The organism is Sphingomonas sp. UV9, assembly GCF_004101245.1.
GTDB lineage: Bacteria > Pseudomonadota > Alphaproteobacteria > Sphingomonadales > Sphingomonadaceae > Sphingomonas.
Genome location: NZ_SCIN01000001.1, coordinates 1122859 through 1137758 on the forward strand (window position 1 = coordinate 1122859; position 14900 = coordinate 1137758).

12 protein-coding genes and 1 pseudogene are annotated in these 14900 nt (G+C 66.0%); 8 read left to right on the forward strand and 5 right to left on the reverse strand.

Annotated elements, in window-relative coordinates; translation table 11 throughout:
- Nucleotides 1-48 precede the first annotated feature (48 nt).
- Complete coding sequence (locus EQZ23_RS04970; RefSeq protein ID WP_128453286.1) at nucleotides 49-1293, forward strand: TetR/AcrR family transcriptional regulator; 1245 nt, start codon at nucleotides 49-51, stop codon at nucleotides 1291-1293.
- 112 nt (nucleotides 1294-1405) lie between these two features.
- Nucleotides 1406-1777: an STAS/SEC14 domain-containing protein gene (locus EQZ23_RS04975; protein ID WP_128453287.1), complete on the forward strand. Its 372-nt coding sequence runs from the start codon at nucleotides 1406-1408 to the stop codon at nucleotides 1775-1777.
- 77 nt (nucleotides 1778-1854) lie between these two features.
- Here EQZ23_RS04975 and EQZ23_RS04980 read toward each other — a convergent pair whose 3' ends face one another.
- Nucleotides 1855-3159 carry an MFS transporter gene (locus EQZ23_RS04980; RefSeq protein WP_128453288.1) on the reverse strand — a complete coding sequence of 435 codons (1305 nt, stop codon included), beginning with the start codon at nucleotides 3157-3159 and terminating at the stop codon, nucleotides 1855-1857.
- 449 nt (nucleotides 3160-3608) lie between these two features.
- Between EQZ23_RS04980 and EQZ23_RS04985 the strand changes: the two are divergent.
- A pseudogene (locus EQZ23_RS04985) lies at nucleotides 3609-4304 on the forward strand (glutathione binding-like protein).
- A 322-nt stretch (nucleotides 4305-4626) separates the two neighbouring features.
- Here EQZ23_RS04985 and EQZ23_RS04990 read toward each other — a convergent pair.
- Together EQZ23_RS04990 and EQZ23_RS04995 are read right to left on the reverse strand one after the other, a co-directional pair.
- Nucleotides 4627-5424: an SDR family oxidoreductase gene (locus EQZ23_RS04990; RefSeq protein ID WP_128453289.1), complete on the reverse strand. Its 798-nt coding sequence runs from the start codon at nucleotides 5422-5424 to the stop codon at nucleotides 4627-4629.
- Entirely contained in the window at nucleotides 5421-6035 is a 615-nt protein-coding gene (locus EQZ23_RS04995; protein ID WP_128453290.1) for a glutathione S-transferase family protein, read from the reverse strand. The genes EQZ23_RS04990 and EQZ23_RS04995 overlap by 4 nt, the downstream gene beginning before the upstream one ends.
- 73 nt (nucleotides 6036-6108) lie before the next feature.
- Here EQZ23_RS04995 and EQZ23_RS05000 point away from each other — a divergent pair, with 73 nt between their 5' ends.
- The 5 genes from EQZ23_RS05000 (at nucleotide 6109) to EQZ23_RS05020 (ending at nucleotide 11303) form a co-directional block, all read left to right on the forward strand.
- Nucleotides 6109-7686 (forward strand): class I adenylate-forming enzyme family protein, encoded by a 1578-nt coding sequence (locus EQZ23_RS05000; protein WP_128453291.1) that lies wholly within the window; start codon nucleotides 6109-6111, stop codon nucleotides 7684-7686.
- On the forward strand, nucleotides 7683-8459 hold the full coding sequence (locus tag EQZ23_RS05005) for a thioesterase family protein (protein WP_128453292.1): 777 nt from the start codon (nucleotides 7683-7685) through the stop codon (nucleotides 8457-8459). The genes EQZ23_RS05000 and EQZ23_RS05005 overlap by 4 nt, the downstream gene beginning before the upstream one ends.
- A gap of 108 nt (nucleotides 8460-8567) precedes the next feature.
- The gene (locus tag EQZ23_RS05010) at nucleotides 8568-9116 is read left to right on the forward strand and encodes an EF-hand domain-containing protein (protein WP_128453293.1); all 549 of its coding nucleotides are present in this window, start codon (nucleotides 8568-8570) and stop codon (nucleotides 9114-9116) included.
- 72 nt (nucleotides 9117-9188) lie between these two features.
- Complete coding sequence (locus EQZ23_RS05015) at nucleotides 9189-9908, forward strand: response regulator (RefSeq protein WP_128453607.1); 720 nt, start codon at nucleotides 9189-9191, stop codon at nucleotides 9906-9908.
- Nucleotides 9909-9971: 63 nt separating this feature from the next.
- Nucleotides 9972-11303 carry a HAMP domain-containing sensor histidine kinase gene (locus EQZ23_RS05020; RefSeq protein WP_128453608.1) on the forward strand — a complete coding sequence of 444 codons (1332 nt, stop codon included), beginning with the start codon at nucleotides 9972-9974 and terminating at the stop codon, nucleotides 11301-11303.
- Between the two features lie 145 nt (nucleotides 11304-11448).
- On the opposite strand, the gene EQZ23_RS05025 is transcribed toward EQZ23_RS05020, so the two are convergent.
- Together EQZ23_RS05025 and EQZ23_RS05030 are read right to left on the reverse strand one after the other, a co-directional pair.
- Nucleotides 11449-12744, reverse strand: coding sequence for an MFS transporter (locus EQZ23_RS05025; RefSeq protein ID WP_128453294.1), 1296 nt, complete (start codon nucleotides 12742-12744; stop codon nucleotides 11449-11451).
- Nucleotides 12744-14876 (reverse strand): M3 family metallopeptidase, encoded by a 2133-nt coding sequence (locus EQZ23_RS05030; RefSeq protein WP_128453295.1) that lies wholly within the window; start codon nucleotides 14874-14876, stop codon nucleotides 12744-12746. Before EQZ23_RS05030 ends, EQZ23_RS05025 begins: the two co-directional genes overlap by 1 nt.
- Between the last annotated feature and the right edge of the window lie 24 nt (nucleotides 14877-14900).

A 14900-nucleotide genomic window follows, 5' to 3' on the forward strand; every position in this document is an offset into this window, starting at 1 on the left:
CGCCTAAAAAGCACTGTATCTTCAAATCGAAGCTGTTAGGGTGTTTCGATGAAGGTTCCGGCAGAGGCCAGCGACGAGAGCGAACAGGGCACCAAGCGCTTCCGTGCGAAGCGTGACGCGATCCTCGCCGCGGCGGCAGAAGCGATCAACGAACAGAGTGCCAAGGGCATGACGTTCGCGGACGTGGCGCGGCGCGTCGGGCTCAACACGACCAGCGTTACCTATTATTTCAAGCGCAAGGAAGACCTTGCCGCCGCCGCGTTCGAGAACACGCTCGAATCCCTGATCGCGATGCTCGACGTCGCGATGGAGGAGGCCACGCCGGAGGAGCGCGTTCGGCGCTATCTCGCGCTCAACATGGATCGGCTCGCGCGCATCCAGCGCGGCGAGGAGAAGGCGTTCGCCGTCCTCTCCGATCTGCGCGCCACCGAGGAGCCGATGCGCGGCCGCTTGATGGCGGGCTGGCGCGAGGTGTTCCGCCGTACCCGCCTGTTGTGGGGGCCGACGTCGTCCCGTGCGCAGACCGATCTCAACGGCGCGCGCGCGCACGTCTTGCTCGAGAACACGTTCTGGCTGCCAATCTGGCTGACCCGGTACGAGCCCGACCAATATGGCCGTGTCGAGGAGCGGCTGATGGACGTGTTCGCACACGGCATTGCGGGCAAGGCCGCCAAATGGTCCCCTGCCCTGCTCGACCTCAGCCATGACGAGGCGGAGCCGGGGCGCGAGGCGTTTCTGCTCGCCGCCACGAGGCTGATCAATGAACTCGGCTATCGCGGCGCATCGGTGCAGAAGATCGCGTCCGAACTGAACGTGACCAAGGGCAGCTTCTACCACCATCTCGACGCGAAGGACGATCTCGTCATCGCGTGCTACCGCCGCAGCTTCGACACGATCGCCGATGCGCAGAGCCGTGGCGAGGCCGAGGGCGGGAGCTATTGGCACAAGCTGTCGAGCACCGTCGCGACGTTGCTCGACGTCCAGTTCGCCGAGCGCGGGCCGTTGCTTCGCACGACCGCGCTGAGCGGCCTCCCGGTCGGCGTGCGCAACGCGATGGTCGATCGCTCGAACGGGATCGCACGCCGCTATGCCGGCATGATGATGGACGGCATCGGCGAAGGCTCGATCCGCGCGGTCGATGCGCTGATCGCGGCGCAAGCGCTGATGGCGCTCCAGAATGCGGCGTTCGACATGCGGAAATGGGCGTCGACCATGCCGCGCGAGCGGGCGATCGCAATGTACGCCTCGACGCTGATGTTCGGGCTGTTCGACGATCGGATGGCGAAGGCCTGACCATCTTCCTGGACCGGTCGCCCCAGGACTAGGGGGTATTCGAAGCCTAAACGGTTTGATTACGGTGCGTTAACCGCTGACGGTCGATTTTGGCGCCTCCACGGGAGGCTGCATGCACACCATCACGACCGATCTTGCGACCGGTATCATCGAGGTCGACGCGTCCGGCTTCTGGACGATCGAACATGTCGAGGAATTCCTGCGCGACCTGGAGCGCGAGGGACGGCGCGTGCTGGCGACCGGCAAACGCCACATGCTGCTCTGCAACTTCTCCAAGTCCGCGATCCAACCGCAGGAGGTGATCGCGATGCTGCAACGCGCCGCGGTGACGATGCCGCTGAAGTCGCGCAAGGTGGCGCTGTATACCGACGGCAAGCTCGCCCGGTTGCAGGTCAAACGGATCGCTTCGGTGCGCGACGACATGGCGGTGTTCGACGACCGCGAGACGGCCTTGGCGTGGATGCTGGCAGACGCGCCGGTCTAGAGCAATATCCTCGGTCAACCAGGACCCGCCCCCCTCTCCTTCATCCTGACGGAAATCAGGATGACGGAGAGGGGCCGTTACTTAGCCAAGTCCTCGTCCCGCTTCAGCAGAACCCCGGCGCGCCAATAATGGAACAGCGCCCACGGCGTCATCAGCACGATGATGACCAGCGCATAGCGCAACGAATCCTCGCCAAATCCCGGCTTCAACATATCGCTCAGCCACCCGACCAGCGTCGGCCCCAGCCCGAGCCCGACCAGGTTGATGACGAGCAGCGTGATCGCCGCCCACATCGCGCGGATCTGCAACGGCGCCAGATGCTGGATCAGCGCGAAGCTCGGCCCGAGATACGAATTGGCGAAGATCAGCGACACGAAATAACTGCCGATCGCGATCGCCGGCGCGTCGACCAGATAGAAGGCGAGCGCGAACGGCAGCGACAGCCCCTTCATCGCCAGCACGACCCAGGCCTGGACATGCAGCCCGTGGCGCTTCGCCAGGACGTCGGCAATCTTGCCGCCCGCGAGCGCCGAGATTGCGCCGAACAGCGCCCCCGGCAGCGCGATATACCGCGAGATATCGAGCATCGACACACCCAGCGAGCGCTGCATGTAGCTCGGTCCCCAGCCGGTCAGCGCATAGCCGATCATCGACGTGAGCGTGACGCCGACCACGAGATGGCGCGCAGGCGCGCTGGCCCACATCGATGCGAAGCCTTGCGCGACGCTCGGCATCGGCTTCACCTCGGTGGCGCGGGCGGCGTCGGACAGGCCGCGGCGCGGCTCGACCATGAACAGGCGGACGAGAACCGCGAGCGCAATACCCGGCAGGCCGACCGTCATCATCGCGATCCGCCAGCCATACGAGTGCGCGACGACTCCGCCGATCAGCGTGCCGAAGCCCGCGCCGAGCACCACGCCGAGCGAATACACCGCCATTGCGCTCGCGCGCTTCTCGGGTGGATACAGGTCGGCGATGATCGAATGGCTGGGCGGGCTCGACCCGGCCTCGCCGATGCCGACGCCGATCCGGAACAGCATCAGCTGCGTGAAATTCTGCGCGAGCCCGCACAGTGCCGTCATTGCGCTCCAGATCGTCAGGCTGGCCGCAATGATGTTGCGGCGGCTGGTCCGATCCGCCAGTCGCGCGACCGGGATCCCCAGCGTCGCGTAGAAGATAGCGAAGACGAGCCCCGACAGCAGCCCGAGCTGCGTATCGGTCAGCAGCAGGTCCGCCTTGATACGCTCCAGCAGGATCGCGAGGATCTGCCGATCCATGTAGCTGAAGAAATAGGTGAAGGTGAGCAGCGCGAGCGTCAGGCCCCGTCGCTTCATTGCCAAGGCATCGGCGATCTCGGGATGGGACTGATACGCTACGGCCATCGGCAATACCTCGAAGTCGAAAGAGACCTTACGCTAGGGCATTGAGAGCGTACCAGACAAGCTAAAGCGACAATGCGGGCACATCCGCGACGAGCCGAGAAGGTGGCGACACCGGACGGAATTGTCGCGGCAGTGCGGGGTATTGCGCGTTTTGGGGTCCGGTCGATGTTTCGTGAGAAGGACGGCGGAAGATGCGTCCTCGTTCGGGTCGCTCTTCCGCCTTATCCCCTCTCCAACGTCGTGGCCGGGCTCGTCTCCGCATCGTCGGTGGAGCGGAGCGTCCGGGCAATCTGAATACCGGGTATGCGGCCCCTCGCATAGATTCGCGGCTTTGCAAAGCGACTTTTACCCGCCGCCGCGTTCTTGGCAGAATCCGACAGCCGTGTGGCGCTTGCTGCACGCCCTGCCCTGCCCCATCTCCGGGACGACACAATCGACGGAGTACCCCGATGATCGACCTGTTTTACTGACCCACCCCCAACGGCCACAAGATCACGCTGTTTCTCGAGGAGGCGGGGCTCGATTACACGATCAAGCCGGTAAATATCGGTGCAGGCGAACAATTCGCGCCCGATTTCCTGAAGATCGCGCCGAACAACATGATGCCGGCGATCGTCGATCACGCACCCGCCGATGGGGGCGACCCCATCGCGATCTTCGAATCGGGCGCGATCCTGCTGTATCTGGCGGAGAAGACCGTGCGTTTCGGCGGCGACGACCTGCGCGGGCGGACCGCGGTGAACCAGTGGCTGATGTGGCAGATGGGCGGCCTCGGACCGATGCTCGGGCAGAATCATCACTTCAATCGGTATGCCCCGGAGAAGATTCCGTACGCGATCGATCGCTATGTGAAGGAGACCAATCGGCTGTACGGCGTGCTCGACCGCCGGCTCGACGGGCGCGATTTCATCACCGGTGACTATTCGATCGCGGACATGGCAGCGTACCCGTGGATCGGGCCGTACGAAGCACAGGGCCAGCGGCTGGAAGATTTCCCGAACTTGAAGCGCTGGTTTGAATCGATCGCAGCCCGTCCTGCGACGATCGCGGCGTACGAGAAGGGCAAGGCAGTCCACGACACCAGCGCGCCCATGACCGAGGAGGCGAAGAAGACGCTGTTCGGGCAGACCGCCGCTGCTCGTTAGGGGGCCGGTAAATTCCCATTTTGCCGTTCTGCGTGAAGGCGACGTGAAGGCAAGTTCGCCCTATTCAACACCACCCGGCGAAGGCCAGGGTACAATTGGGTAACACCGCCTGCCTAAGGCAGCGCTTCGTCACGGGAGCCGCTCCATCTGGTCCCCGGCCTCCGCCGGGGTGGAAACCCAACTGCCCGCATCGATGAGCTTGGCTCGTGGCATCGGATTAAAAATTCGACGTTCGCGAGCCGGCCGACCTTGTTGATCCTCCCCCTGGCGGGTGAGGATTGAAATTGTGGCGCTTGCCACGGTCATGCAGGTCTTTCAGTTCTCACCCCTCGCGACCCGGCCGCCGCGACAGCGCAACATCCAGATGTCCGCCGCCATCCAGCAGCAGCACCTCGCCCGTCATCGCCCGACTCATCGGATCGAGCAGCATCTCGATCGGCCCCGCGACATCATCAGGCCCGGTCGCAAAACCCATCGGCACGGACGCGGCGACCTTGGCGTTGAGTTTCGCGAACCCTTCCTCGCCCAGCTTCTTCTCGTACCAGCCGGTCGCGACATACCCCGGCGCGACGGCATTGACCCGGATCTCCGGCGCCAGCACGCGCGCCAAGCTCTTCGTCATGGTCACCAGCGCGCCCTTCGACGCGGCGTACGCGACCGATGATCCCATCCCGAACACCCCCGCGACGCTCGCCACGTTGACGACCGCGCCCATTGGGCTCGCGCGCAACGCCGGGGCGCAGGCGCGGACCATCTGGAACGGCGCGATCGCGTTCAGGCGGTAGATGTCGATGAAATCCTCGGCGTCGAGCGCGTCGAGATCCTCGTGCGCGGCGAACTTGGTCTTGCCGGCATTGTTGACGAGGAAGTCGATCCGCCCGAACGCCTCCGTCGCCGCCAACGCGAGCGTGCGACACGCGTCGTCGCCGACGATATTCGCCTGCACCGCGATCGCGCCCTGCCCCACGTCGACCGCCAGTGCCTCGGCTTCGTCGCGGCTGGTCGCGTAGTTTATCACGCATGACACGCCGCGCGCCGCCAGCCGGCGCACGACCGCGGCGCCGATCCCCGTGCCGCCGCCGGTCACGATCGCGACCGCACCCTGCATGACGTCGCTCATGCCTGCGCACTCGGCCGAGCCGACGCACGGGCGTGCCAATCCTTCAGGTGCGCAAGCTCGTCAGGCATCGTGACGCCGACGAACCCCGCGAAGTCGATGGTCGTCAGCAGGACGATGTCGGCGATCGTATAGCGTTCGCCGTCAAGCCACTCGCGGCCGTCGAGCGCGTGGTCGAACTCCGCCATCGCCGCTAGCACGCGCGGGCGCTGGCTCTCGCCGAACTCGGTATATTGCGGCTTCACGATCCGCGCGGTCCAGGGGTGGGTGTGCTGCCAGACCATCGACAGCGGCGTCATCAGCCGGAGCTCGATCCGCCTGGTCCACATGTCGATCTCGGCGATGTTGTGCGCGCCGTGACCGAACAGCGGCGGTTCGGGGTGCAGCACTTCGAAATAGCGGCAGATCGCGACGCTTTCGGTCAGCACGCGGCCATCGTCGAACGCCAATGCCGGCGTCTGGCCGAGCGCATTGACCGACAGGAACGCGTCCGACTTGTGCTCGGCCTTCGGGATCGAGATTTGCGCCATCGGTACGCGAATATGTTTCTCGGCGAGAAAAATGCGAACGCGACGCGGGTTGGGCGCGGGCAGCGCACTATCGTAGAACAGCATGGCACGATCCTCGCTTTTGTTTTTCGAATATCGCGTATGGCATTCCCGATCGCCTTCGCCTAGCGGTGCGGCCATGACGTCCGCTGCAGACATGCTCGCCACCGGCTTCGCCACCCTGCCCGACCTGATCGGCGCGCACGCGCTGGAGCGAGGCGATCGCACCGCGATCGCCGACACACAGGGCAGTATCGACTACCGAACGCTCGATGCGACGATGGATCGCGTTGCGGCCGCGTTGCAGCGTGATGGCGTGAGGCCGGGTGACGCGGTCGCGATCGTCGCGGCACCGACGACCGACTACACCGCCGCTTTCCTTGGTGCGGTACGCGCAGGGTGCGTCGCGACCCCGATCGCGCCATCGGCGACGCCGGCGGCGATCGCGGCGATGATTGCGGATAGTGGCGCGCCGTTGGTGTTCCTGGACGCGGAGAATGCGCGGGCGTTGGAAGGGCAAACTTTTGCAGCCCGCCCCATCATGTTCTCCCGCGAAGGCGGGAGCCCAAACTGGGCTCCCGCCTTCGCGGGAAAACAAGCTTACGAGGATTGGTTGGCTCCGGAAGGTGCCAAGCCAACACCCGTCCAAATCGCGCCCGAAGACGCGTTCAACATCATCTATTCCTCCGGCACCACCGGCACGCCCAAGGGCATCGTCCAGAGCCACGCGATGCGCTGGGCGCATATCGCGCGGAATACCGCCGCAGGCTTCGACACCGCGGTCACGATGATCGCCACGCCGCTGTACTCGAACACGACCCTGGTCAGCTTCCTGCCGACGCTCGGCTGGGGCGGCACCGTGGTAATGATGAAGAAGTTCGAGGCGCGCGCGTATCTCGAACTCGCCGAACGATACCGCGCGACGCACACCATGCTGGTGCCGGTCCAATATCAGCGGATCATGGCGCTGCCCGATTTCGACAGCTTCGACCTGTCCGCCTTCCGGTTCAAGACCAGCACCAGCGCGCCCTTCTCCGCTGCGCTCAAGGCCGACGTCGTCGAGCGCTGGCCGGGGTTGCTCGTGGAATTCTACGGCATGACGGAGGGCGGCGCGAGTTGCGCGCTCAACGCCACCGCGAACCCGAGCAAGCTGCACACCGTCGGCCAGCCGATGGCGGGCCACGAGATCCGCCTGATCGACGACGACGGCAATGAGGTCGCACCCGGCGAGATGGGCGAGGTCGTCGGCCGCAGCCCGGCGATGATGAACGGCTATCACGGCCGCGCCGACGCGACGCGCGACGCCGAATGGCATGACTCCGCTGGCAATCGCTACATCCGCCACGGCGATGTCGGGCGGTTCGACGAGGACGGCTTTCTCACGCTGATGGACCGCAAGAAGGACCTGATCATTTCGGGCGGCTTCAACATCTATCCGTCGGATCTGGAAGCGGTGCTGGCCCAGCATCCCGCGGTGGCGGACTGCGCGGTGATCGGCGTCCCGTCAGACGCGTGGGGCGAAACGCCGGTCGGCTTCTACGTGCCGCGTGACGGCACGACCGAAGATGTGCCGGCGATCCTGGCGTGGGCGAACGCGCAGCTCGGCAAGACCCAGCGTCTGTCGGCACTCCACGTCGCGGACGAACTGCCACGCAGCGCGATCGGCAAAGTCCTCAAGCGCGAACTCCGCGATCGGCTCACGGGAGTGCACGCATGACGACCCTCAAACAGGCGATGGATGCGCTGGAGCCGACCGAAGATGGTTGGCGCGGGACGGTGCCGGAGAATTGGACGCAGGGACGCACGGCGTATGGCGGCTTCTCCGCCGCACTCGCGCTGCATGCCGCGCAGCAGTCGGACGTCGACCTGCCGCCGCTGCGGTCCGCGCAGGTGTCGTTCATCGGGCCGTTGTCGGGCGACATCACGATCCGCGCGCGTCGCCTGCGCCGTGGCCGCAACGCCGCGTTCGTCGAGGCGGATGTCGAGAGTGCGGCCGGGCTCGGCCTGCGCGCAACGTTCGTCTTCATGGCCGCAGTCGAATCGCGAGTCGATCACCAGACCGGTCGGGCGCCCGACTTCCCGATGCCGGGTGCCGACACGCAGACCTTTCGCGGTCACAGCGCGGTGGCGTTCTCGCGCAACTTCGACCTGCTCGATCGTCGCGACGACAGCGTCGGGCCCGCCGAGTGGCTGCGCTGGGCGCGACTGGTCGAGCGCGAGGGCCTCGATCCGATGGTCGAGATGATCGCGATCGCCGACTGCCTGCCGCCCGCCGCGCTGAAGCTGCTCGGTGGCCCCGCCCCGCTGAGTTCGATGACGTGGCTGCTCAACATCCTCGGGCCGCAGCCGGTGACGCGGGACGGCTGGTGGCTGCTCCGCGCGACCACCGAGTACACGCGGGAGGGCAGTTCGAGCCAGCAGATGGCGATCTGGAACGCCGACGGCACGCCGGTCGCCGAACAGATGCAGAGCGTTGCGATCTTCGCCTGATCCGACATATCTTGCGACACATTGCCGACCCGGCGGCAAAAGCCTGCGACAACCGGGGGTTAGACCGTCTTCATTCGATGGGAATTGTCCCACCAGTTGGAGACCGAGATGCGTAAGACCGTCCTCACCCTGATGCTTGCCGCGAGCGCGCTCACGTCCGCCGCGTGCAGCGCTCAGACCGCCCCCAGTCCCGCCAATCAGACGGCTGGCACGCCGGCGCCGCGCGCAGCAATGCGCCAGGATGCCAATCGCGACGGTGTCGTCACGCGCGCCGAAGCGATCGCGCAGGCCGATGCGCGCTTCGCACAGATGGATACCGACCGCGACGGTCGCGTAAGCGCCGGCGAGATGCGCGCCTATCGCACGGCGATGCGTGATCGCATGGTCGCCCGCGGTCGTGACGCTCCCGTCCCGCCCCCGGGTGGCGCCAAGCATGACGGCATGGGTCGGCGGATGGATCCGAACCGCGACGGCAGCGTCACCCGCGAGGAGTTCCAGGCACGCGCGCTCAAGCGCTTCGACCGGGTGGATGCCAATCACGACGGCCGGATCGACGCGACCGAGCGCGCCAACGCCGCCGAGATGCGGCACGTCGATCGCCGCGAACGTCGCGAGGGCGCAACCCGGCCGGTTCCCGCCCCCGCTCCTGCCCAATAACCGGAAAATGGGGAGGCATCGGGGCAACCCCGATGCTTCCCCTGGACAGCCGCCATGCTAGACACTGCCCCGATGGGAGATATGCCGCATCTGCTGCTCGTCGACGACGAGCGCTCGATCCGTGAGCCGTTGGCCGCGTACCTCACCAAACAGGGGTTTCGCGTCACGCAGGCGGGCGATGCCGAGAGCGCGCGAACGCGGCTGACCGCCTATGCGATCGACCTCGTCATCCTCGACATCATGATGCCCGGCGAGGACGGCCTGTCGCTGTGCCGCCATATCGCTGCGACCAGCGACGTGCCGGTAATCCTGCTGACCGCACGCACCGAGGAAACCGACCGTATCGTCGGGCTCGAAATGGGCGCCGATGATTATGTCGTGAAGCCGTTCTCGCCGCGCGAACTGGCGACACGCGTGAAAGTGATCCTGCGCCGCGCGACCGCAGGCGGTGCGCGCCAGCATGCGCCCGAGGCGAACGCCTACGCCTTTGCCGGCTGGGTCCTGAAGTCGGGCGAACGCGCGCTGGTCGACCGCGAGGGCGTGTCGGTGCCGCTGTCGACGGGTGAATACAACCTGCTCCTCGCCCTCGTCACGCGGCCTCGGCAGGTGCTCACGCGCGACCAGTTGCTGGACCTGACTCAGGGCCGCGAGGCCGCCGCGTTCGACCGTGCGATCGACAACCAAGTCAGCCGCCTGCGGCGCAAGATCGAGGCGGATGCGAAGTCTCCGGAACTGATCAAGACGGTGTGGGGCGGCGGCTACACGCTGGCTGCAGAAGTCACGCGGTTGTGAACACCCTTTGATCGACAGATCGTGACTCGATTTCGGCCGTGGCCGCGCAGTCTCGCCGGGCAGATGGCGCTGTTGATCGCGCTCGCGCTGTTTGTGGCGCAGGCGATCAATTTCGGCCTGGTCCTGCGCGATCGGGTCGAGTTCCGCTTGATGCAGGCGACGCGACCGGTCGCCTCCCGGATCGCAGATGCGCTCGACCGCGAGGCGCATGGCGGTCGACCACTCGTCGCAGATCGCGGCCGGGTTCGCCGCATGGCCGCCGATCCGATCCCGCCGATCGGGTATGAGCGTCATCCCGAGGTCGCCGCAGAACTGCGCCGCCAACTCGCCGAACAGGGCGTCACGGTCGGACGGATCGACACCGGCCTCCGCCCCTCGTCAGACGATGACGATGGGCGGACCAACGACGACCGACGCCGCGCGGTCAACCGACGCGTCGATCGCGATGGCGCCACGCTGCTGATCGCGGTCGAGCAGCCCGGTCGCGACTGGCTGACGACCACCGCGCCATGGCCCCAGCCGGGGCCGCGCCTGCTGCTCGCGTTGCTTAGCCAGACCGCAATCCTCTACATCATCGTGCTGCTGCCCGTGCTGTGGATCGTCCGCCGGCTGTCGCGTCCACTACGCGACCTGCGCGCGGCGGCGGAACGGTTTCGACCAGGCGAGCCCGGCACGCCGATGCCCACCGAAGGGCCCGACGACGTGGCCGCGCTGATCACCGCGTTCAACGCGCTCAGGCTGCGTGTGACGGCGATGCTCGACGAGAAGGACCGGATGCTTGGCGCGATCGGGCATGACCTGCGCACGCCGTTGGCGGCGTTGCGGGTGCGTATCGAGTCGGTCGAGGACGACATTGACCGTGCAAAGATGATCGAGACGGTCGCCGAGATGAACCGCACGCTCGACGATATCCTGTCGCTGGCACGACTGGGGCGGCCGAGCGAACCGCCGACCGATGTCGACCTCGCGGCGCTGGTCGATGCCGTCGTCGAGGATTTCCGCGACATCGGCAGCGACGTGAGCTTCGTCGAGGCGGACCGCTTGCGGATGCGGTTGCGGCCGTCGCTGATGCGCCGCGCGGTGCGCAATCTGATCGAGAATGCGGTAAAATACGGCGTGTCGGCGGAGGTGCGCGTCGAGGAGCGTGCGCGCTCGGTCGCGATCGTCGTCGCGGACCAAGGGCCCGGCATCCCCGAGCACCGGATGGGCGACGTCTTCGACGCGTTCACGCGGCTGGAAAGCTCGCGCAACCGCGAGACGGGCGGGATCGGGCTCGGCTTGGCGCTTGCCCGCGCGATCGTGCGTGAGGCTGGCGGCGAGATTCGTCTGGTGAACCGCGCGCCGTCCGATCAGGCTGGCGGTGGCCTTGATGCGATTATCGAATTGCCGCGGTAGACTTTGGAGGGTCCTCCCCCGCCAGGGGGAGGTGGCGCCGCAGGTGACGGAGGGGGAGGATACGCAACTGCGGTTTCCCTTACCTCCCCCTCCGTCTGGCAAGAGCCAGCCCCCCCCCCTGGCGGTGGAGGATCGTTCGGTTCCCCTAGTCCTCCAGGATCTGGCTGTGCGCCCGCGTGTCCTTCATGCGGAGGTACACGATCAGCGACACGCCGATCATGGCCGTCACATACCAGTAGAAGCCGCGCTCCATGCCCTCGTTCTTGAGCCACAGCGCTACATATTCCGCGGTCCCGCCGAACATCGTGTTCGCCAGCGCATAGGGCAACGCCACCCCCAGCGCGCGGACGTGCGCGGGGAACAGTTCCGCCTTCACCACCGCGTTGATCGCGGTGTAGCCGGTGACGATGAACAGCGATCCGACCACCAGACCGAATGCCAGATAGGGGTTGGTCGCGGTTTCGAGCACGGTGAAGATCGGCACGGTGAACAGCACGCCGGCGATGCCGAACCCGACCATCAGCGGCTTGCGCCCGATCCGGTCGGACAGCGCACCCGCGGCCGGCTGGAACGCGGCGTACAACGCCAGCGTCGCGGTCATGATCAGCGTGGCAGATTCGCGGCTGAACCCGCTCGTGTTGACCAGGAACTTCTGCATGTACGTCGTGTACGCATAGAAGGCGAGCGTGCCGCCTGCGGTCAGCAGCAGCACGGTGAACGCCTCGCGCGGATATTTGCTGAACAGCAGCCACCCGCTCGATTTCGGCGTGCCGTCAGCCTTGGCGTTCTGATAGCTCTCGGTTTCGAGCAGTCCGCGACGGATACGGAACACGACGAGCGCCAACACGCCGCCGATCGCGAACGGAATACGCCAGCCCCACGCATCAAGCTGTCCTTCGCTGAGCGTCCCCTGCAACAGCAGCAGCACCCCGAGCGCGAGCAACTGCCCCGCGATCAGCGTGACATACTGAAAGCTGGAGAAGAAGCCGCGCCGCGACTTGCCGGCCATTTCAGACAGATACACCGCGCTCGCGCCATATTCGCCGCCGACGCTGAGGCCCTGCATCAGCCGCGCTAGGATCAGCAAGGCGGGAGCGACCCAGCCGATCGTCGCGAACCCCGGCGTGATCGCGATCAGGAACGAGCCCGCGCACATCAGCGTCACCGACAGCGTCAGGCCCGATTTGCGGCCGTGGCGATCGGCGTAGATGCCCATCACCCACGCGCCGATCGGCCGCATGAGGAAGCCGACCGCGAACACCGCGGCGACGCTCATCAGCTGCGCGGTCGAATTGCCCTTGGGGAAGAACACCGGCGCGAAATACAGCCCGAACGCGGAGTAGACGTACCAGTCGAACCACTCGACGAGATTACCCGCCGACCCACCGAGGATCGATTTCAGCCGGTGGTTCTTTTCGGGCACGATCGTCGTGCTCGTCATCACTTAGTCCCCTGAGTCGCTGGCGTGGGGGCAAAGCCGCGCTTCTTGAGCAGTGCATTGACGTCCGGATCGCGCCCGCGGAACGCGCGATACGCCTCCGCGCGGTCGGTCTCGTTGCCGGTCGACAGCAGCACCTTGGCGAACTTGTCCGCGGTCGGCTTGTCCCACGGACTGCCAGCCTCCTCGAACGCCGCAAACGTGTCGGCGTCCATCGTCTCGGACCACAAGTAACTGTAATAGCCCGCGGAATAGCTGTCGGACGAGAACAGGTGCTGGAACTGCGGCACGCGATGACGCATCACCAGCTGCTTCGGCATGCCGATCTCGGCAAGCGTCGCAGCCTCGAACTTGTCGGGGTCGATCACGCCGTCGGGGACGGTGTGAATCTTCATGTCGACGATCGCCGACGACAGATACTCCGTTGTCGCGAACCCCTGGTTGAAGGTCCGCGACTTCTCGATCTTGTCGAGCAGGTCCTGCGGCATCGCCGCCTTGGTCTGGTAGTGCCGCGCGTACTTGTCCAGCACGTCGCGGGTGAGCAGCCAATGCTCGTTCACCTGGCTCGGATACTCCACGAAGTCGCGCGGCGTGCCCGCAAGCCCCGGATATTCGACGTTCTGCAGCATCGCGTGGATGGCATGGCCGAACTCGTGGAACAGCGTCTGCGCATCGTCGAGGCTGATCAGGATCGGCTCGCCGGGTGCGCCCTTGGCGAAGTTGTTGTTGTTCGACGACAGCACGAGCTGTGCCGGGGCAAGGCCGCGCTGGCCGCGATAGGTGTTCGCCCATGCGCCCGACCGCTTGCCGGTCCGCGCGAAATCGTCGCGGTAGAACAGCCCGACGGCCTTGCCGGCCTTGTCCGTCACGCTCCACACGCGCATGTTCGGCTCGAACACCGGCACCGTCCCGGTGATCTCCTTGAAGCTCAGCCCGTACAGACGGTTGGCGGCGTACAGCGACCCCTGGATGATATTGCCGAGCTCGAAATACGGCTTCAGCTGCGCCTGATCCAGATCGTACCGCGCCTTGCGGACCTTCTCTTGGTAGAAGCGGTAATCCCACGGCTCGATCGTCAGCGACGTGCCGGCGACCTTCTGCATATCCGCGACCTCTTCGGCAACGCGCCCCTTGGCGGCGGGCCAGACGCGCATCATCAGGTCCATCGCCGCGGCGGGCGTCTTGGCCATCGTATCCTGCATCCGCCAGTCGGCATGCGTCTTGAACCCGAGCAGGTGCGCGCGGTCGGCACGCAGCTTGACGATCTGAGCGATGGTCGCGTTGGTATCATTCGCATCGCCATTGTCGCCGCGATTGACGAACGCGCGCCAGACCTTCTCGCGCAGCGCACGGTCGGTGGCGTAGGTCAGCACCGGATCGACCGCCGAGCGCGTGTTGACGATCGCGAAGCCCGGCAGCTTCCGCTCGGCGGCGGCTGCCTTGGCGACTGCCTTCACGCTGTCGGGAAGCCCGGCAAGCTGCGCCTCGTCGGTGACCGCAATCGCCTTACTCTCGTCCGCCAGCAGCTTCTCGCCGAACGTCGAGAACGCGGTCGCGAGCTGCTGGTTATACTGCGAAAGCTGCGCCTTCTGCGCGTCGTTCAGCTTGGCGCCCTGCCGCACATAGCTGTCGTAGATCCGCGTCACGAGCCGGATCTGCTGCGCGTTCAGTCCACTGGAATTGCGCGCGTCGTAGATCGCCTGGATCCGCGCGAACAGCGGCTTGTCGAACGTGATCGCATCCGACGCGGCCGAGAATTTCGGCGACCATTCGCGATCGAGCTTCTGATAGGCGGGCGTATTCATGTTGCCGGTCATCACACCGAACAGCGTCATCACTTGGCCGTAGCGCTTGCCCGCCAGCTGCATCGGCACGATCGTGTTGGCGAAGGTCGGCTTGGCCCGGTTATCGGCGATCTTGCGGTAGTCGGCGGCACGCTCGGCCAGCGTCGTCTCGAACGCCTGCGGAAAAAGCTCGGGGCGAACCTTGTCCCAGGGCGGCACCCCGCCCATCGGGCCGGTCCAGTCGGCGAGCAGAGGATTTGCGGCTGGCGTTGTGGCCGGCGCGACCTGCGCGACAACGGAGGTAGACGCCATCAGCGCGACGGCACTGGCGGCAAGGTATAGAAACTGCACATGGATCTCCCGGTCGATGTGCCC